Origin of the sequence: Flavobacterium turcicum, assembly GCF_011365745.1 — a bacterium.
Lineage (GTDB): Bacteria > Bacteroidota > Bacteroidia > Flavobacteriales > Flavobacteriaceae > Flavobacterium > Flavobacterium turcicum.
Genome location: NZ_JAAOBY010000009.1, coordinates 1 through 20,430, shown reverse-complemented (window position 1 = coordinate 20,430; position 20,430 = coordinate 1). Strand labels below are relative to the sequence as shown.

The window sequence follows — 20,430 nt, the reverse complement described above, 5'->3', positions numbered from 1 at the left end:
TCCTTTTAACAAATTTGATAATTATTTTCATAAAAAAAGCTTCCAATAACGGAAGCTTTTTTCTATCACTATATTTTAATTTCTATTTTGCAATATTTACCGCACGCGTTTCACGTATTACCGTAACTTTTACCTGTCCTGGATAAGTCATTTCTGTTTGAATTTTTTGAGAAATGTCGAATGATAAACTTGCGGCATTATCATCAGAAACTTTTTCGCTTTCTACAATAACACGTAATTCTCTACCTGCTTGAATAGCGTATGCGTTTTTCACACCACTAAATCCGTAGGCTACTTCTTCAAGGTCTTTCAAACGTTGGATATACGAGTCTAAAACTTGTCTTCTTGCTCCTGGTCTTGCTCCTGAAATGGCATCACAAACCTGAATGATTGGAGACAATAATGATTTCATTTCGATCTCATCGTGGTGCGCTCCAATGGCGTTACAAACTTCTTCTTTTTCGCCATATTTCTCAGCCCACTGCATTCCTAATAAAGCGTGTGGTAAATCGCTTTCAGCATCTGGTACTTTTCCTATATCGTGCAATAAACCTGCTCTTTTGGCCAGTTTTACGTTCAATCCTAGTTCAGCAGCCATGATTCCACACAATTTAGAAACTTCACGTGAGTGCTGTAATAGGTTTTGTCCGTATGATGAACGGTATTTCATTCTACCTACAACTTTAATCAATTCTGGGTGTAAACCATGAATACCTAAGTCAATTACAGTACGTTTTCCAACTTCAATGATTTCGTCATCAATTTGTTTGGTGGTTTTCGCTACTACTTCTTCAATACGAGCAGGGTGAATTCTACCATCTGTTACCAGTTTGTGCAATGCTAAACGAGCAATTTCTCTTCGAACAGGATCAAAACAAGAAAGAATAATCGCTTCTGGAGTATCATCTACAATGATTTCTACACCGGTTGCAGCCTCTAGCGCACGGATATTTCTACCCTCACGACCAATGATTCTACCTTTTACGTCATCTGATTCGATGTTGAAAACAGAAACACAATTTTCAACTGCTTCCTCAGTTCCTACACGCTGAATAGTATTGATGATGATCTTTTTTGCTTCTTGTTGCGCAGTAAGTTTTGCCTCTTCAATAGTGTCTTGAATGTGTGACATCGCTTTGCTTTTGGCTTCTGCTTTTAAGCCTTCTACTAACTGATTTTTAGCTTCCTCGGCAGATAGTCCTGAAATCAATTCCAATTGCTGTAACTGGCTTTTGTGTAAACGGTCTACTTCAACCTGTTTTTTGTCTAAGTTTTCAATTTTAGACTTGAATTCAGCGCTTTTAGCTTCGAATTCGTCATTTACTTTTTTAGCTTTTGAAAGTTCGTTAGATACTTGCGATTCTTTGTCACGAACTCTTTTTTCAATTTCGGCTACTTTTTTGTCGCGTGCCAAAATTACTTGCTCATGCTCTGCTTTAAGTTCAATGAATTTTTCTTTTGCCTGAAGAATTTTATCTTTCTTGATGTTTTCAGCCTCTAAATTGGCATCCTTTAAAATCGATGCTGCTTCTTTTTTGGAGTTTTTAATGAGATTAGAAATATTGCTTTTCTCAATTAATTTTGCAATAGCAAATCCTGCTGCAATTCCAAGTATTCCTGAGGTGATAATCGTTATTATGTTGTCCATGTTTATTAAAATTTATGTATAAAAAAGCCTACATTAGTGGGATTGTATAAACTCGAAAAGACAAGTTTTGAGCTAACTCACTGTTCAAGTTTCCTCGCTGGAGCGTGGCATGCTATAGTAGTGACGATTCGCTCATCCTAAATTGTTAGTGTTGAGTTTACCAAATAAGAACTAATGTAGGCAGTATCTTAGTTTTTGTAAAGAACGTTTATTTGTCGAGATATTGATCGAGCTTAGCATTGATTTTTTTTAATCTGTCAATCGTTGCTTCGCCATCAATGGCATTATCAATTTGTTTTTGTTCTGTTTGTGAGGCAAATTGCAGGGCACACATGGCCAAAACATCTTGCTTATCTCTCACGGCATAATTTTCTTCAAATTGCTTAATCATGATATCAATTTTTTTGGAGGCGCTCCTTAAGCCTTCTTCCTGAGCCATATCTACATTAAGCGGATATACACGGTCTGCAATCGATATTTTTATTTTAAGCTTTTCGTCCATATTTTCCTTAATCTGATAGTTGTGCTATACAGTAATCAATGTCTCGAATTAATGAATTTATTTTAAGCTTTGTATCTCTTTTATTTTCGTCACTGCCTAATAATGAATGTGCCATTTTGAGTGTTTCATATTGTTTTTTCAAGTTTTCAATTTCTAGAGCTTGACTTTCAATAAGAGTAGCAGCTTTTACTAAATCATTTTTTAACTCTTGATTATTTTGTTCTAAACTTTTCGTTTTAGCAAAAAGTTTTTCGACTTTATATTCAAGAATATCAATAATTTCTGCAATTACACTCATTATAGATTTAATTCATTACATAATCATACAAAGTTAGTATTCCTTTTTAATTTTCCAATATTTTATTATTTTTTTTCAAGTAAATTGCGTAATAATCACTTGATCAGTTGATTATCGTTTTGTTGCTTTGAGTCGTATTTAAATGTTTTTTTTATCTTAGCAGAAATTGTTTTTTATGAAATTTGTTTTGTTTTTACTCCTATTCTCTGCAGCCCTTTTTGGTCAAGCCAGTTACCCTCAAGATTATTTTAGATCTCCACTTGACATTCCGTTACAATTATCAGGGAATTTTGGCGAATTAAGACCAAATCATTTTCACGCAGGTTTTGATATGAAAACCCAGCAGCGTGAAGGATTAAAAGTATATGCTGTGGCAGATGGGTATGTATCGCGTATTAAAATTTCAACTTTTGGAAACGGAAAAACCATTTATATTAACCATCCCAATGGATATACGTCTGTTTATGGCCACTTGCAAAATGCAGTAGGTTCAATTCACGATATAATTACCAAAGCGCAATACAAGGAACAATCTTTCGAAGTTGAACTTTTTTTTAAGCCTGATGAAGTGCCTGTGAAAAAAGGTGATATAATTGCTTTATCAGGAAACACAGGAGCATCCGAAGGACCGCACTTGCATTTTGAATTTCGAGATACCGCTAGCGAATTTGTAATTAATCCGCTTTTGTTCGGATTTGATTCGTTATTGAAAGATACTAAAAAACCAACAATATCTGGCTTGTATGTGTACCCTCTTGATGGGAATACTACGGTAAATTATGCTAAACGCCCGTTGCTTTTAAATGTTTCTTTACAAAAAGATGGTTCTTATCTTTCAGATAAAGTGATAGCAAATGGTGTAATTGGTTTTGGAATTACCGCTTTTGATACGGATGACTTTTCATTCAGTAACAATGGAGTGTATAAAGTAAAGTCGTTTTTGAATGGAAAGCCAAATTTTGGCTATGAATTTAATACCTATTCTTTCGAAGATATGAGGTATATCAATGCTTTGATCGATTATCCTAGGTACAAAACAACGCAGCAGCGAGTTCAAAAACTATTCATGAAAACGCCGTATAATTTGCGTTTTATTCAAACAGATGAAACCAAAGGTGTCTTGAACGTTTCTCCCAACCTTTCTTTGTTGTATCGCATTGAGGTTGCTGATTTTTTTGGTAATAAAAAAATGATTAACGTTCCTATTCAATACGATTTAACATCTACTAGAATTGCTAAAGAAGAAGTTAGTGGTCCATATCGAGTTAAAGCCGCCAAGGATAGTAATTTTGAAATGGAAAATGCTTTGGTTTTTTTTCCAGCAGGAACCTTTTACGATGATTTTAATTTGAATTTTAAGGTAAAAAACAACACGGTTACTGTTCACGATGATACCGTGCCAGCGCATTCCAATTTTACAATAACTATCAAGGATTCTACTTTAACGGCAGCACAGCGCGAAAAAATGTTTATTGGTCGTGTCGATGGAAAAAAAATAAGTTATAATGCAACTTATCGTAAAGATGATATTTTTCAAACTAAGGTAAAAGTATTAGGAACCTACGCTTTAGTTTCAGATACGGTAGCGCCACGAATCAGTATGGCAGTTCCTATTGAAGGCAAATGGATCAGTCAACAAAAATCTTTACAACTCACTATTGCTGATGATTTGTCGGGGATTAAATCGTACAACGGTTATCTGAATGGGAAATGGGTCTTGTTTGAATACGATAACAAAACGCGAAAAATAACCCATTTTTTCTCCGAGGGATTGGTTGCTGATGGTGCCAATGAATTAAAAGTAGTAGTGGTGGATAATATGGGGAATTCAACTACCTTTGAAACGCGTTTTTTTAGAAATTCTAAACCTTAAAAGCATATCATTTGAACTCAATCAAACAGCTAATTGTCTTGTTTTTGGTCTTGCTAACGACATCAATAGCGGCGCAAACTGCCCGAATTAGAGGTATTGTTTTAGATGCCAACCAAAAAGTGGTACCTAACGTAAATATCAGTTTTTTAGACAAAAGTACGGCTACGAATTCGAATGGTTTTTACGAACTGAAGGTTCCTGCCAATCAAAATGTGACTTTGGTGTTTACGCACATTTCTTTAAAAAAAATCACCGTTACTTTTTTTCTTGAACCTAACGATCAACGAGAATTTAACCCCGTAATGAATGATCGTGAGGAGCAAATGACTGCCGTAGTAGTTAAGGCTAACAATAGAAAAGCAGTGCAGGGAATTACCAGCTTAGAGCCCGAAATGTTACGAAAAATTCCGGGAGCCAATGCTGGTGTCGAAAATATTTTAAAATCGTTGCCTGGCGTGAATTCTAACAACGAATTAAGTACGCAATATTCCGTTCGTGGTGGAAATTTTGATGAAAATTTAGTCTACGTAAACGAAATCGAAGTGTACCGACCATTCTTGATTCGCTCAGGACAGCAAGAAGGATTAAGTTTTATTAATTCAGATTTGGTACAAAACATTGATTTTTCGTCGGGTGGTTTTCAAGCTAAATTTGGAGACAAACTCTCTTCTGTTTTGGATATAACGTATCGCAAACCAGTGGCATTTGGTGCAAGTATGGAAGCGAGTTTCCTCGGCGGAAGCCTTTCATTTGATGCCGTTTCTAAAAATAAAAAATGGTCGGCAGTAACAGGTCTTCGCTACCGAAACAACAGCCTTTTGGTAAACAGTCAAGAAACGCAAACTAATTTTACGCCTTCGTTTGCTGATATTCAAACTAACATCAATTACCAAGCTTCCGCAAAATGGCAATGGAGCTTTCTAGGAACTATTTCGCAAAATAAATACAATTACCAACCACTAACACGTCAGACCAATTTTGGAACCATTGACAATCCGATAGCGCTGACGGTGTTTTACGAAGGGCAAGAAAAAGACAAATACGATACCTATTTTGGTGCGATGAAATCGGTTTTTAATGTTTCGGACAATTTTACCTTAAAATTTATTGGATCGGTTTTTCATACGATAGAGCAGGAGTACTTTGATATTTTTGCACAATATCGCTTAGGTGAAGTAGATACGAATATTGGTTCTGAAACACTTGGTGAAGTCACTTTTTCTCGTGGCGTAGGTTCGCAGCTGAATCATGCACGTAACGATCTGGATGCCTTAATTGTAAATACAGAAATTAAAGGTTTTTTAGATTGGAAAAAAAGCCAAATCGAATGGGGTGTAAAATATACACGAGAATCTATCCGAGATCGAATTATTGAATGGGAAGTGATTGATTCGGCTGGTTTTTCTTTAAATCCACCACGTATTGATTTGCCCAAAAATGACCAACCGTACACCTCGTATACCGGACCTTTAGTACCCTTTCAGGAAGTTCGTGCTTTAAATTTTAATTCAATAGATCGCTTTTCAGGTTATGCGCAGTGGAGCTTAAAATCGAATATCGGGGCACATACAGTTTGGTACAATGCTGGAGTGCGTGCTCATCAGTGGCAGGTGCAAGGTGCTGCAACGGAGGGAAAATCGCAATTTACTGTAAGTCCGAGAGCGCAAATAGCACTCAAGCCCAACTGGGATGCCGATGTAGTTTTTCGATTTTCGGGTGGTTTGTACCATCAACCGCCTTTTTACAGGGAATTGCGAGCTGTAAATGGAGAGGTGCAGCCTAATGTGAAAGCACAACAATCAGTTCATTTAGTATTAGCCAATGACTATAGTTTTACGATGTGGAACCGACCTTTTAAAATGGTTTCTGAATTGTATTATAAATCGTTGACTGATGTAAATACGTATACGATTGATAATGTTCGAATTCGATATGCAGCTAACAACAATGCAGTGGCTTACGCTCAAGGTGTAGATGTGCGTTTGAATGGTGAGTTTGTACCGGGAACCGAATCGTGGATTAGTTTTGGATATCTAAAAACCGAAGAAAATAGCAATGACCGTGGATTTATTGCAAGGCCAACAGATCAACGCTTAAAGTTTGCCATGCTTTTTCAAGATTATATGCCTAATATTCCGAGTGTGAAATTGTATTTGAATTTGGTGTACAATACCGGATTACCTGGTGGTTCACCCTCGTATGCGGATCCTTATTTGTACCAAAATAGATTGAATGACTACCGTAGAGCAGATATTGGTTTTTCTAAAGTTTTTATAGATGAGACCAATGCTGGAAAGGTAAAAGGCTTATTTAAAGATTGTAAAGAATTAGCTCTAGGATTAGAAATTTTTAATCTTTTTAATAACCAAAATGCTATCACAAATACTTGGGTGAGAGACGTGTACACTAAAAATCAATACGGGATTCCAAATTATATGACTACACGTGTTTTTAACATAAAGTTGACAGCGAAGTTATAAGAGACAATGGACATAATAATGAATTCTATTTAATCGTTAAATCCGCTATTGAATGCACTTGCTATTTTTAAAAATGATTACATTTGAGTTTTAATACCATCAGCACATGAAAAAAATACAGATCACCTGTTTAGGAATTGCATTGCTATTTTTAGCAAGTTGTAAAGAGGATGCAGCAACACCAAAATTAACTTACGATGCAGCTAATAAAGCAAAGTCGGTTGTAAGGGCAGACTCAACCCAAATTGAAATAGCTGATTTACCTTGGCAAATGGAAGGGACTGATTATTTGATTCATCCTATTGCTGATTTGAGTATTCGCGATCGCGGCGTTAAAACCCGTTATGGTTCATCAAGTGTTAATGATTTGAGTTTTACGATTTCAAATTATGGCGAATATGAAATTACAGGTTTTTTACAAAATATTAAATTCCAAAAAATCGATTCAGACTCGATAACCAAATTAACGGATAAACCAGTTTTGATTCAAACTGCAACCTATTTAAAAACGGTTGCTGATAGAACCAAAAATCAAATCATGGTGTACACTATGGTTGATATGGATACCAACAAAGATGGTAAATTAGAAACTAGCGATATTAAATCCTTGCATTTGAGTACAATCAGCGGGGAGCGTTTCACTAAAATTTCGCCTGACTTTGAGGAATTAATTGATTGGAAACTTTTAGCCTCTCGCAATCGTTTGTATTTTAGAACGGTTGAGGATACCAATAAAAACGGTCAATTTGATAAAAATGATTTGGTTCATTATTATTATACTGATTTGACCAGTAAAGAGTGGAAGATTACTGCTTACGAGCCAATTTAGTTTTTTAATTTAAATCAAAATATCACTTTCCAAATCTGATTTTTCAATGGTAATAGCATAACCTAATTGTTTTACCAATTGAATGACTAGGTTTTTGTACCAGTTTTCAGATTTTGGGTGAATGTATATTTTTTCAATCAAAGTAGTTACTTCGACGTTTATTTTAAGCCCTTCGTTTAATTTGTTTTCACTTTCGCCAATATCAGTAATGATACGTACTTCGCGTTCGTACTGAAAACTTTTTCTTTTAAACAAAAACGGGAAAAACGAATCATCAAACGGAATGTGTTCTTTTTTATAATCGATGTAGTTGACTTCACCAATGAATTGCTTGTGCTCATTTTCTAAATGTAGCGCCTTTTGCAAACGCCCCAAAGTTGATTGTATGGCAAGTCCTTCGGTGTTTTGCGTGAATATTTGCCACATTGCAAACGATTCGTATTCATTAATGTGCCAACTGCTTATGGCTACTTTTTCGCGATGCTTTTTATAGTAATTTAAAAAATCAGGATTATCTTGAGATAATTTTTTGATTTCCTCAAAAGTAGGTTCGCTAAAGGTGCCTTCGTATTGATCCTCAAACTTATCAGAGCGCGACATGAATAGCTTTTGCGAAAGCAATAAATCCAGAAATTTAGATAAGTCGAGGTATTTCCAAACGACAGTGTTCGGATCTTGAGGAAGTTTAATTGAGGTGTTATTAACGTACATAGCTATAATTTACAGGAAATGCTTTTGCGTAAAGTTCACCAATTTTTTTTACTTATGATTTAAGAACTCGTTTTTTCAACGTTATTTTTTTGCCATTTGGCATTACCAACTCCATTATTTCTTTGGTTTTAGCCTCTGCGCGCCAAGAAATAAAATCGCATTCATTTTTAAAGTCTGCTACTTTCCGTCCGTTAACGGATAGAATTTCTTCTCCAATTGTTAGGTCTTTTGCTGTATTTTCTTCTTGATTACTTTTTCCGGTGATTGTTAATTTACCATTTTTCAAAAACACATCAGCATCAAAATTCAATTGCAAAGAAATAGGTTTGTTTGACAATTGCATATGATAGGTTGATGTACTATTGTTCATAATCGTAACCGATGTTAATTGCGAAAAAAAGGATATTCCAAGCTTCTTTTCAGTACCAGGTTTGCTCTCTATTTTTACATTTTCAAAGCTTTTATTTCCAAGTGTCAAGCCATCAAATGAAAGGGTTTCAAAAGCAACAGTTTTTATTTCTGTCAAACTCATGGCAATTTTAGTACCAGTGATTATCTCGTTTTTAGGGTCTTTTTTTAATTTTTTAAAAGCAGACTCATTTGTGTCAACTTCAAGAAAATCATTGTAACCGGTATCAATTAAACAATTTTTTATGGGTGTACCTTGAATTGAAAACGTGGTAAAATGCCTGTTGCTTTTGTAAACAATCGGTATGCTTAACATGTCAGTATTAGTTTCAAAAACTGCATTGGAAACGTAAAGTAGTTTTTTGTCAAAATCAATTTTCCAATTTAGTTTGTTAATGGCATTAGCGCCAAGTAAATAAGTATCGGCGCACGATAAAAGAGGCATGTCGTACACGATGCTCTTTACGTTATGTATGTCAAATGTGCCAATAGTAACTGTTTCAATAACTGCTGATTGCATGCTGTTTTGATTTTCGTTGCTATCAGTAATATTCTTTTTTCCAGAAATCTGGATGTTGGCTGCACTCGCTTTGCTTGATGGAACCACACCCAATGCAGCACCAGTGTCTAGCATAAAGTCGGTTGGTACTCCGTTTAGTTTCCCTTTAAAAACCAGTAAACTTGATTTTAAGCTAAACGGAATCGTATCTATTTTTGTGTTTTGTGAGTAATTGACAATTGATATACTCAAGAAAAGAGCTGTTGCTAAAATTCGTTTCATAACTAAATATTTTTAGCGTTTGATCTTAGTTTTTTAATCGATCTTGAAATAAAAATACCGCCTAAAATTCCAGGTAAACTCCAAGCTAAGACATCTGGTAAAAAAGTATTGTTGACCACTATAAAAGCTGTAAATGCTGCTATATAAGCACCTGTCATGCGGCCAATATGATTTTTTAAACCGTATAAAGTATCAGTTACTTTGCCAGTATAGGCTTTGTATTCAGTGTAACACAATCGTAAACTAGCAGTTCCAAATAGTAGAAATACGATACCAAAAACTTGTTTAGCTAGTACATAACGAATTCCAATGTAATAAAAAATGATTGAGCAGATTAACATGGCAATAGTTAGCAGTGCATCACCAATTTGCGGTTTCTGACCTAAATGGGCTTTTTTTAATTGGATCATTCTATAGCCCGAAATGGTCAAGTAAATTGTAAAAACACCTACGATAAAAAGAAATAAATTAGGATGTACGTACGATAAGTAAAAAGCACACAATCCGGTGCTGACCATAGCTATGGTAAAAATCAAGCCAATTTTTTTATGAACTCGGTCGCCTTTTTTGCGAATTAAAACAACGGTACCTAATAGTAAACCGGTAAAACCAGAGAGAATGTGCAGCACTAAGATGATTTTGAATAGCATAACAGAATGTTTTAAATTAAAAAGGTTACGTAAATATATTGCTATCTTACGTAACCTTTAAAAAATATATACTGAAATGTCTTACTTCAATTCTGAGTTGTCGATTTTAACTACTCAAGCGATTGCAAACTAACTAATTTATTGTAAACGCCTTGCAATGCAATCAATTCCTCGTGGTTTCCTTGCTCTACAATTTTTCCTTTTTGCATCACGACAATTACATCTGCTTTTTGAATAGTGGATAATCTGTGCGCAATAACAATTGAAGTTCTGTTTTGCATCATGTTCTCAAGAGCTACTTGCACAAATTTTTCGCTTTCGGTATCCAATGCTGAGGTAGCTTCATCCAAAATCATGATCGGTGGATTTTTCAGAACCGCTCGAGCGATAGACAAACGTTGTTTTTGTCCTCCAGATAATTTATTTCCGCTGTCGCCAATGTTCGTGTGAATTCCTTTTGGTAAATCTTGCACGAACTCAAAAGCATTGGCAATTTTCAAAGCTTCAATGATTTCTTCATCGGTAGCATTTGGTTTTCCTAATGAAATATTGGCTTTGATGGTATCATTAAACAAAATACTGTCTTGCGTAACCAATCCCATTAAACCGCGAAGTGATTGCAAATCGAGATCTTTGATATCTATTCCATCAATTGAAATCGTGCCTTCGTTTACATCATAAAAACGAGTTAATAAATTGGCAATGGTACTTTTTCCACTTCCAGATTGTCCTACGAGTGCTACTGTTTGTCCTTTTTTTACTTGCAACGAAAAGTTCTTTAACACTTTTTCGTCCTCGTATTTAAAGTTGATGTTTGAAATGGTGATATCCGATTCAAATGCGTCTTTTTGAACAGCATTTACTTTTGAAGTGATTTCGTTTTCCACATCTAAAACCTCAAAAACACGTTCAGCAGCAGCTAATCCGTTTTTAACAGAATATGTTGCTTTTGAAATGGCTTTTGCAGGAGTTAAAATATTGAAAGCCAATGTTAAATACACAATAAACGAAGCGCCGTCAAGTGTTTTGTCATTCAAAACTAAAATTCCTCCGTAAAAAAGTAAAATAGCAATTGTGGTTACTCCTAGAAATTCGCTCAATGGTGTAGCCAAGTTGTTACGACTTCCGATGCTGTTGGTTAAGTTCAATAATCTTGTTACAGACGCGTTAAAGGTACCTTTAAATGAAGGTTCAGCATTATAACTTTTAATGACTTTTAAGCCGCCTAAAGTTTCTTCAACTACAGAGATTAAAGAGCCACTTTCTTTTTGTGCTTCTCTAGATTGGCTTCTTAAATTTTTAGCTAATTTAGAAATGATATAACCCGAAATAGGCATGAAAATCAGTACGAATAGTGTTAATTTGGTACTGATGGCAAACATCATTCCTAATGCAAAAATAATAGTCAAAGGTTCTTTTACTACCAATTCTAAAATGGAGAAAAAGGAGTTTTGAACCTCGTTGACATCGCCTAGCATGCGCGCCATCATATCACCTTTTCTTTTTTCAGAATAGTAGGAGATAGGCAATTCAATGATTTTGGCATACATCGATCGCCTCAAATCCTTCAAAACACCGTTTTTTAGGTGCATGATGTGATAGGAAGCCAAATAGTTGAATAAATTTTTAATGAAAAATGTAGTGATAACCATAGCTACTACAAACAACAATACTACTTCTGTACTTTCATTATCTGATAAAGAGGAAATTTTAAAGTTAATGTATTCTGTTACAAAATCTTTCAAGTTACCAATTCCTATGTAAACTGGCTCTTTGTAAACTTTCTCAGTTTTTCCAAAAAGTACTTGCAAAACAGGAAACAAAGTCAACATAGATATCGTACTAAACAAAGCATACAAAATGTTGTATACAATGTTCCATACAATATGTGATTGATAGGGTTTTGTAAAGGGTATTAATTTTTTTATATTTTGATCCATTAGTTCAATTGCATTGCAGTAATAATGTTGGCGATTTTTTGGTCCAGAATTGCTTCTACTTCCTCAAAATCTTCAACAGCCTCGAGTGCAGTATTTACACTGATATAAAATTTAATCTTTGGTTCGGTACCACTTGGGCGAGCGCATATTTTAGAGCCATCTTCCGTATAGTAAATCAATACATTCGATTTTGGAATCGTCATTTCAGATACGCTACCGTCTAAAAGATTTTTAGCCGTACTTGATTGGTAATCTTCTACCATGATTACTCTTTCGCCATTGATTTCTTTTAATGGATTTTCACGTAAGTCAATCATCATTTGTGTGATTTCTTGCAAACCTTCCATTCCTTTTTTAGTAATTGATACCAAGTGTTCTTTGTAAAAACCGTTATCTACGTACAATTTAACTAGTTCTTGGTATACAGTACTTCCAAGGGCTTTAGCTTGAGCTGCCATTTCGCAAACTAAAAGGGTTGCTGCAACAGCATCTTTATCACGTACAGCATCACCCACCATGTAACCAAAACTCTCTTCACCACCGCCAATAAACTCTAGTTCTGGGAAGTCTTTGATCATTTTAGCAATCCATTTAAAACCAGTCAAACCAACTTTGCATTCTACGCCATAATTAGTAGCCAGTTCCATCATCATCGGAGTTGATACAATCGTAGAACCAATAAATTGTTTGTCGTTAATTTTTCCAGCTTTTTTCCATTGCTCCAGTAAGAAGGCCGTCATCAAAACCATAGTTTGATTTCCGTTCAACAACACCATTTTACCCTCGTTATTACGCACCGCAACTCCTAATCTGTCACAATCTGGATCAGTACCCACAACAATATCGGCATTAGTTTTTTCTGCCAACGCCAATGCCATTGTCAAAGCTTCAGGCTCTTCAGGATTTGGCGATTTTACAGTTGGGAAATCACCATTTGGCACACGTTGCTCCTCTACAATATGTACTTGTGTGTAACCCGCTTGCGCTAAGGTATCAGGAACAAGTTTAATAGAGGTGCCGTGTAAAGAAGTAAATACAATATTCAAGTCTTTTTTGGCCTCAGCCGAAGTACCAAAACTAGCATTCTCAATAGTTGATTTTATAAAAGCTGCATCAATTTCAGTATCTACGTAATGAATCAAAGCTTCATCTGCTGTAAATTTGATTTGATCGTAAGTCAAGTTTTCAATAACCTCAATAATTCCTTTGTCTTCTGGCGGTACAATTTGGCCACCATCTTGCCAATACACTTTATACCCGTTGTATTCAGGCGGGTTGTGCGATGCAGTAAGTACAATTCCGCATTGACATCCCAAATGCTTCACTGCAAAAGATAATTCTGGTGTTGGGCGTAATTCAGAGAACAAGTACACTTCAATACCATTAGCCGAAAAAACATCCGCAACTACTTTTGCCAGCGTATCACTGTCATGACGGCAATCATAAGCAATAACGGCTTTTAATGGTTGGTTCGGGAAAGCAGTTTTCAAGTAATCAGATAATCCTTGCGTGCTTTTTCCTAACGTATATTTATTGATTCGGTTGTTTCCCACGCCCATGATACCGCGCATTCCGCCAGTTCCAAATTCTAAATTCTTATAGAAACTTTCCTCTAAATCCTTTGGTGATGAGGTCATCAATTCTGTAATTGCCTCTTGCGTGGCTTGATCAAACGTTGGTGTCAACCATTCATTGACCGCATCTAAAATGTTTTGTTTAATTTCCATCTGATGTAATTTTGTTTTTTAGGAGCTATTTCCTGCTATTCGTTGCAATCTTTTATTCGCCGCGGCACATAAAAGGATTTCCACTGCTATCAGGGCTAGGGTTTGTCCCGCTGTATATCGTTTTTTTTTTAAACTACAAGTTTACACTACTAGCAATCTTATAACGTTCTTCATTATTTTTTGTTCTCAAAATGATTTCACCAAGAAATCCGGCTAGAAATAATTGTGTTCCCAAAACCATTGTAGTGAGAGCAATATAAAACCACGGATTATTGGTCACTAGGCTATAACGCATATCGTTGTACATGTGGTATAACTTTGAAATACCGATGTATCCAGCAAGCATAAATCCTATAACAAACATCAAAGATCCCATGGCGCCAAAAAGGTGCATTGGTCTTTTGCCAAAGCGGGATAAAAACCAAATGGTAATTAAATCTAAGAATCCGTTAATAAAACGTTCCATCCCAAATTTAGTTTCACCATATTTTCGGGCTTGATGTTGCACTACTTTTTCACCAATTTTACCAAAACCTGCATTTTTAGCCAATACCGGAATGTAGCGGTGCATTTCGCCAGAAACTTCAATGTTTTTAACAACAATATTTTTGTACGCTTTCAAGCCGCAATTGAAATCATTCAATTCAACTCCCGATGTTTTTCGAGCCGCCCAATTAAATAGTTTCGAGGGTAAATTTTTAGCAACAACAGAGTCGTAGCGTTTCTTTTTCCAACCCGAAACCAAATCGTATTTCCCATTGGTAATCATGTCATACAATCCCGGAATTTCCTCAGGGCTGTCTTGCAAATCAGCATCCATGGTAATAATAACGTCTCCTTGTGCTTTTGCAAAACCGGCATGCAAGGCCTGCGATTTTCCAAAGTTTTTAATAAAACGAATACCTTTTACATGAGGATTTTCTTTTGAAAAGCCCTCAATCAGTCCCCAAGAATTATCGGTACTTCCATCATCTAAAAAAATGATTTCATACGAATAATTATGAGATTGAACCACTTTGATAATCCATGTGTAGAGTTCGTGCAGGGATTCCTCTTCGTTTAAAAGCGGAATTAGTATAGATAAATTCATTAATTTTTATTCTTGTGTAGATTTGCTTTTGAAAATAGCGGCTAATAATAAACCAAATATTGAGCTAAAACCAATACTGAAAAGGGATCCTTTCAACAATTCAATAGGTGAGTACGGATCGTTTTCTCTCATTTTAGCAATAGCCTCATTAATTGCTGATGCTGGAGCGCCAAATTTTTGCATCATATTCATAGTATATTTGATGATCAATTCATTAACGGCTTCCTTAGCAGATGGATCAATTACATTAAATAAAAGGATATTAAATAGGACAGATATTAAAATTCCAACTACGATGGCAATAAAATAAGTCGTAAAGGCTTGCTTAAAAGTAAAAACGCCATTTAATTCTTTTTTTGTTCGAACCAACAAAACAATTCCTAAAACTAAATATGTTAAGATGCTGAGTACTCCTATCCACCATTCGGTAAACAAATTCAAGTCAATAGCATAGATTAGTGCAGTAATTAATGAAGAAACAATTCCAATTGCAACTCCAAATGTAATTCCGTTCTTTTTAACAATTTCGTTAGTCATTTTTGCTAGTTTTAAAATTAATCCACAAAGATAACAATTCCCAATACATACAGCGCTAAAAAACGTTTTTTGGAATTGCGTAAAAAAAGTGAATCAAAGATTTGTTTATTGAAAATTAATTGTAAATTTGCACACTCAAAATAATAGTATTAAACAAAAAGTTAGTAGGCGTTTATACCTTTTTTGTATTTGATAAAGCTGCAAAACAAGGACTAACCAATCAATAAAAAAAGATTTACAAGATGAAAAAAGGAATTCACCCAGAAAATTACAGATTAGTTGCATTTAAAGACATGTCAAATGACGAAGTTTTTATCACTAAATCTACTGCAGATGCAAAAGAAACAATTACAGTTGACGGTGTTGAATACCCAGTTGTAAAAATGGAGATCTCTAGAACTTCTCACCCTTTTTACACAGGTAAATCTAAACTTATCGATACTGCAGGACGTATTGACAAGTTCAAAACTAAATACGCTAAACACGTTAAATAATTTTAACTGTTTACATCATACAAAAGCCTCGCAATTTGCGGGGCTTTTTATTTAATAGCAAGTTTGCGTTATAAATTGGTGCATAACACTTTTATTTTTTTAAAACCTTAATTCCCTTAATATCTTAATGGTTAAAAAAATGTCACGAGTTTATCGACAATTCCTTCGTTGACCTTTTATTTTACAAAACCCTTAATTCCCTTAATACCTTGATGGTTAAAAAAAATGTCACGAGTTTATCGACAATTCCTTCGTTGACCTTTTATTTTTATTGCTATTCAAAACTTTGTAACTTTGAACCTTCATAACATCTGAAACGCTACACCATGAATTACATACTTTTTGACGGACCTGCCAGAAATGCACTTTTGCCTTTTACATTTACACGCCCTGTTGCTGATATTTTAATCGGAATTTTGACTATTCGTCAAAAATGGGAACTTTACCTAGGTTCGACCACAACTACTTTAACAGAAGAATATCTGTCAGAAAAATTTCCAATGGTTGAATTAGAGGAGAATGTAATGATCAATGCCTCCTTTCTTCCTAATCCGGTTTTGGCGGAAATAGTGAGTAATTTAGAGCCGAATCAAGCAGTTTTTAAAGGCGATGAAGTCATTGCTTTTTATACCAATGACGAGCAAGAAGAGGTTGATTTTGACTCCTACGAAATCATCGAGTACAACGATGATTGCCTAACAGTGGCGCATACTTGGGATATTTTTGCTAAAAATGATGCTGCAATTCGTGCTGATTTTGAATTTTTAACAGAAGATAGAACGTCACAACCTATTCCTAAAAGTGTAAATGTGATTGCACCTGAAAACATTTTTATCGAAGAAGGAGCTAAACTCGAATATGTTACTTTAAATGCTGCTACTGGACCTATTTATATTGGTAAAGATGCTGAAATCATGGAAGGTTCAGTAATCAGAGGTCCATTTGCCTTGTGCGATCATGCGCAAGTAAAATTAGCTACCAAAATTTATGGTGCAACCACAGTTGGTCCGCATTCCCGTGTAGGTGGCGAGGTAAATAATTCGGTTTTGTTCGGATATTCGAACAAAGGTCATGATGGTTTTTTAGGAAATTCAGTTCTTGGCGAATGGTGTAATATCGGTGCAGATAGTAACAATTCGAATCTTAAAAACAACTACGAAGAGGTGAAACTATGGAGTTATGAAACCGAAGGATTTGCTAAAACCGGACTACAGTTTTGTGGTTTAATGATGGGCGATCACAGTAAATGCGGTATCAATACGATGTTCAATACCGGTACGGTAGTGGGAGTGAGTGCCAATATTTTTGGAAGCGGTTTTCCTCGCAATTTTGTACCAAGTTTTTCTTGGGGTGGAGCTGCAGGTTTTACAACTTATATCACTAAAAAAGCTTTTGAAACGGCACGCTTGGTGATGAGTCGCCGTAATATGGAGTTTGATGAGCGTGAAGCTGCCATTTTAGAACATGTTTTTGAGGAAACTAAAAAGTGGAGAAAAGAATAAATGCTTCTTGTTTGAATAATATAAAGCCATTAAATAACCGCTAATTCGCAAATTTTAATTCGTGAATTAGCGGTTTTTTTTATTCCATAAGTTTTTGAAGTACCTTTCTTAAAAATTTGATTTGATGAAGACATTAAAGTTCGTAACGTTTACCCTTTTTGGTTTTTTGGGATTAATCTACGTGTTGATCATGACATATGTTTATCTATGTCAAGGCGAAATTGTTTTTAATGCATCAAAACTCCCAAGAGATTATAATTTTGAATTTGAAGGAGACTTTGAAGAGATAGTTATTCCATCGTCAGATAATATAAAGTTGCACGGTATTTTATTCAAGGTTAAAGAATCTAAAGGTCTACTGTTTTATTTGCATGGAAATTCAGGTGGTCTGGATACTTGGGGTGACATTGCCAATATTTATAATAATTTGGGATATGATATTTTTATTTTGGATTACAGAGGATTCGGAAAGAGTGAAGGTGTAATTGAAAATGAAGGACATGTTTACAAGGATGTTTTGCTTGCTTATCAGAAAATGTTATCAAAATATCAAGAAGACAAAATAATTGTAATAGGTTATTCAATAGGTACTGGTCCGGCTGTTTATTTATCATCGATGTCAAATCCTAAATATTTAATTTTGCAGTCTCCTTATTATAATTTTTTAGAATATTCCGATTCTAGAGTTCCATTTGTCCCTGATTTTTTAAAGAAATTTAAATTTGAAACAAATAAGTTGATAACAAAAGTTAAAGCACCTATTTATATTTTTCATGGAGATTTGGATAGAATAATTCCTATTTCCAACTCTGAAAGATTAAGTAAAATATTGAAACCAACGGATCATTTCTTTACTTTAAAAGATCAAGGGCATATTGGTATGAATGAGAACGTAGAGTATATTTCAGAATTATCTCGAATATTGTCTAAGTGATAGGATGATAATTTAGGGATGCAAAATTGTAAAAAATGAAAACTATTGTATTTTGATTACTAATCATTTATATGATGTATTACCTAGTTTGGTTTTTTGGACCCCATTTTGGTATTATTGTTGTCTAAATTCAATTTACTTTATAGATGTTTTAATTTTCTAAGTAAATATCCTTTTAATAATTAGTATTAAAAATATCAATTGCCTAATTCTGTATTTAATCTATCTTTGCACCTTCAAAAAACGGTTTCATAAAATATGGAATCCTTTACACTTTTGAACATAAAACTTTAAACTCAAATAATGATTACAGTAAACGATATTTCAGTGCAATTTGGTGGTACAACGCTTTTTAGTGATGTTTCTTTTGCCATTAATGAAAATGACAAAATCGCCCTAATGGGTAAAAATGGCGCGGGTAAATCTACCTTACTTAAAATTATTGCAGGACAAAGTAAACCTTCAACAGGAAATATCTCGGCACCAAAAGAGGCTGTCGTGGCTTATTTGCCACAGCATTTACTAACAACTGATGGAGCTACTGTGCTTGAAGAAGCTTCAAAAGCTTTTGGGGAAGTTTTTGCCATGAAAGCTGAAATTGACGAAATCAACGAACAATTAACCATTCGTACTGATTATGAAAGTGATGCGTACATGAAGTTGATCGAGCGCGTTTCTGATTTGAGTGAGAAATTTTATGCCATCGAAGAGATAAATTATGAAGCTGAAGTAGAAAAAATTCTAACTGGTTTAGGGTTTGAGCGTACTGATTTTACTCGTCAAACTTCTGAGTTTTCCGGAGGATGGAGAATGCGTATCGAGTTGGCTAAAATTCTTTTGAGAAAACCCGATTTAATTTTACTAGATGAGCCTACCAACCACATGGATATCGAAAGTATTCAATGGTTAGAAGACTTTTTGATTAATTCGGCTAAAGCGGTTGTGGTAATTTCGCACGATAGAGCTTTTGTTGATAATATTACCAACCGTACTATTGAAGTAACAATGGGACGTATTTATGATTATAAAGCCAAGTATACGCATTACTTAGAGTTGCGCAAAGACCGTCGTATTCACCAGCAAAAAGCATACGATGAGCAACAACGTTTTATTGCAGACAATCAAGCTTTTATTGATAGGTTTCGTGGTACTTTCTCTAAGACAGATGCCGTTCAATCGAGAGTTAAAATGTTAGAAAAATTAGTTCTTGTAGAGGTTGACGAAGTGGATACTTCTGCCTTGCGTTTGAAATTTCCTCCTGCAGCGCGTTCGGGACAATATCCTGTGATTGTGAAAGAAATGTCGAAATCGTATGGCGATCATGTGGTTTTTAAAGATGCAAATTTAGTGATCGAAAGAGGTCAAAAAGTTGCCTTTGTAGGTAAAAATGGTGAAGGTAAATCGACTATGATCAAAGCCATTATGAAAGAAATTGGTATTGATTCAGGTAGTGTAGAAATTGGACACAATGCGCAAATTGGTTATTTTGCTCAAAACCAAGCGGCTTTATTAGATGAAAATGCTACTATTTTTGAAACAATTGACGGTATTGCAGTAGGGGACGTACGAACTCAAATTAAAAATATTTTGGGTGCGTTTATGTTTCATGGTGACGATGTGACCAAAAAAGTAAAGGTACTTTCTGGAGGTGAGAAAACACGTTTGGCGATGATTAAATTGTTGCTTGAGCCAGTGAATTTATTAATTCTGGATGAGCCTTCGAATCACTTAGACATGAAAACCAAAGACATTATCAAAGATGCCTTGCGTGATTTTGATGGTACTTTAATTTTGGTTTCGCACGATCGTGATTTCCTTGACGGATTGGCGACTAAAGTATTTGAATTTGGAAACAAACGTGTGGTAGAGCACTTTGAGGATATTACCGGTTTCTTAGCCAATAAGAAAATGGAAAGTATGCGTGAAATTGAAAAGTAAAATTTTCGATCTGACTAGTCCTAAATAATCGATACAGATTATTAAACAAAAATAATTAATTAAACACTTGCTGGATCGTTCTTGCAAG

General features: G+C 35.0%; 17 protein-coding genes. 7 read left to right on the top strand and 10 right to left on the bottom strand.

The features are described from left to right. Nucleotides 1–82: 82 nt before the first annotated feature. The 3 genes from rny to G9Q29_RS13420 form a co-directional block, all read right to left on the bottom strand. Entirely contained in the window at nt 83–1,648 is a 1,566-nt protein-coding gene (gene rny, locus G9Q29_RS13430; protein WP_166138380.1) for a ribonuclease Y, read from the bottom strand. Between the two features lie 208 nt (nt 1,649–1,856). Continuing rightward, nucleotides 1,857–2,150, bottom strand: coding sequence for a cell division protein ZapA (locus G9Q29_RS13425; protein ID WP_166138377.1), 294 nt, complete (start codon nt 2,148–2,150; stop codon nt 1,857–1,859). A 7-nt stretch (nt 2,151–2,157) separates the two neighbouring features. Further along, nucleotides 2,158–2,448 carry a hypothetical protein gene (locus G9Q29_RS13420; RefSeq protein WP_166138374.1) on the bottom strand — a complete coding sequence of 97 codons (291 nt, stop codon included), beginning with the start codon at nt 2,446–2,448 and terminating at the stop codon, nt 2,158–2,160. A gap of 175 nt (nt 2,449–2,623) precedes the next feature. Here G9Q29_RS13420 and G9Q29_RS13415 point away from each other — a divergent pair, with 175 nt between their 5' ends. The 3 genes from G9Q29_RS13415 (at nt 2,624) to G9Q29_RS13405 (ending at nt 7,630) form a co-directional block, all read left to right on the top strand. Then, complete coding sequence (locus G9Q29_RS13415; protein WP_166138370.1) at nt 2,624–4,321, top strand: M23 family metallopeptidase; 1,698 nt, start codon at nt 2,624–2,626, stop codon at nt 4,319–4,321. Between the two features lie 11 nt (nt 4,322–4,332). Beyond that, nucleotides 4,333–6,801, top strand: coding sequence for a TonB-dependent receptor (locus G9Q29_RS13410; RefSeq protein WP_166138367.1), 2,469 nt, complete (start codon nt 4,333–4,335; stop codon nt 6,799–6,801). A 106-nt stretch (nt 6,802–6,907) separates the two neighbouring features. Next, nucleotides 6,908–7,630 carry a hypothetical protein gene (locus G9Q29_RS13405; protein ID WP_166138364.1) on the top strand — a complete coding sequence of 241 codons (723 nt, stop codon included), beginning with the start codon at nt 6,908–6,910 and terminating at the stop codon, nt 7,628–7,630. Between the two features lie 9 nt (nt 7,631–7,639). Here G9Q29_RS13405 and G9Q29_RS13400 read toward each other — a convergent pair whose 3' ends face one another. The 7 genes from G9Q29_RS13400 to G9Q29_RS13370 form a co-directional block, all read right to left on the bottom strand. After that, nucleotides 7,640–8,341 carry a DUF2971 domain-containing protein gene (locus G9Q29_RS13400; RefSeq protein ID WP_166138361.1) on the bottom strand — a complete coding sequence of 234 codons (702 nt, stop codon included), beginning with the start codon at nt 8,339–8,341 and terminating at the stop codon, nt 7,640–7,642. 52 nt (nt 8,342–8,393) lie between these two features. Then, nucleotides 8,394–9,530, bottom strand: a complete 1,137-nt coding sequence (locus tag G9Q29_RS13395; protein WP_166138358.1) for an aspartyl protease family protein — start codon at nt 9,528–9,530, stop codon at nt 8,394–8,396. A 2-nt stretch (nt 9,531–9,532) separates the two neighbouring features. Continuing rightward, a complete protein-coding gene (locus G9Q29_RS13390; protein WP_166138355.1) occupies nt 9,533–10,180 on the bottom strand; it encodes a DUF2306 domain-containing protein in 648 nt (215 codons plus the stop codon). 110 nt (nt 10,181–10,290) lie between these two features. Further along, nucleotides 10,291–12,120 carry an ABC transporter ATP-binding protein gene (locus G9Q29_RS13385; protein ID WP_166138352.1) on the bottom strand — a complete coding sequence of 610 codons (1,830 nt, stop codon included), beginning with the start codon at nt 12,118–12,120 and terminating at the stop codon, nt 10,291–10,293. Further along, entirely contained in the window at nt 12,120–13,847 is a 1,728-nt protein-coding gene (locus G9Q29_RS13380) for a phospho-sugar mutase (protein ID WP_166138349.1), read from the bottom strand. The genes G9Q29_RS13385 and G9Q29_RS13380 overlap by 1 nt, the downstream gene beginning before the upstream one ends. 133 nt (nt 13,848–13,980) lie before the next feature. Continuing rightward, on the bottom strand, nt 13,981–14,937 hold the full coding sequence (locus G9Q29_RS13375; protein ID WP_166138346.1) for a glycosyltransferase family 2 protein: 957 nt from the start codon (nt 14,935–14,937) through the stop codon (nt 13,981–13,983). A gap of 6 nt (nt 14,938–14,943) precedes the next feature. Next, nucleotides 14,944–15,474, bottom strand: coding sequence for a DUF4199 domain-containing protein (locus tag G9Q29_RS13370; RefSeq protein WP_166138343.1), 531 nt, complete (start codon nt 15,472–15,474; stop codon nt 14,944–14,946). A gap of 242 nt (nt 15,475–15,716) precedes the next feature. Between G9Q29_RS13370 and G9Q29_RS13365 the strand changes: the two genes are divergently transcribed. The 4 genes from G9Q29_RS13365 to G9Q29_RS13350 all read left to right on the top strand — a co-directional run bounded on the left by G9Q29_RS13365 (nt 15,717) and on the right by G9Q29_RS13350 (nt 20,342). Beyond that, the gene (locus tag G9Q29_RS13365) at nt 15,717–15,968 is read left to right on the top strand and encodes a type B 50S ribosomal protein L31 (RefSeq protein WP_166138340.1); all 252 of its coding nucleotides are present in this window, start codon (nt 15,717–15,719) and stop codon (nt 15,966–15,968) included. A gap of 326 nt (nt 15,969–16,294) precedes the next feature. After that, complete coding sequence (locus tag G9Q29_RS13360; RefSeq protein ID WP_166138337.1) at nt 16,295–17,470, top strand: GlmU family protein; 1,176 nt, start codon at nt 16,295–16,297, stop codon at nt 17,468–17,470. Nucleotides 17,471–17,594: 124 nt separating this feature from the next. Next, complete coding sequence (locus G9Q29_RS13355) at nt 17,595–18,404, top strand: alpha/beta hydrolase (protein ID WP_166138334.1); 810 nt, start codon at nt 17,595–17,597, stop codon at nt 18,402–18,404. A gap of 303 nt (nt 18,405–18,707) precedes the next feature. Beyond that, nucleotides 18,708–20,342 (top strand): ABC-F family ATP-binding cassette domain-containing protein, encoded by a 1,635-nt coding sequence (locus tag G9Q29_RS13350; protein WP_166138331.1) that lies wholly within the window; start codon nt 18,708–18,710, stop codon nt 20,340–20,342. Nucleotides 20,343–20,430: the final 88 nt, after the last annotated feature.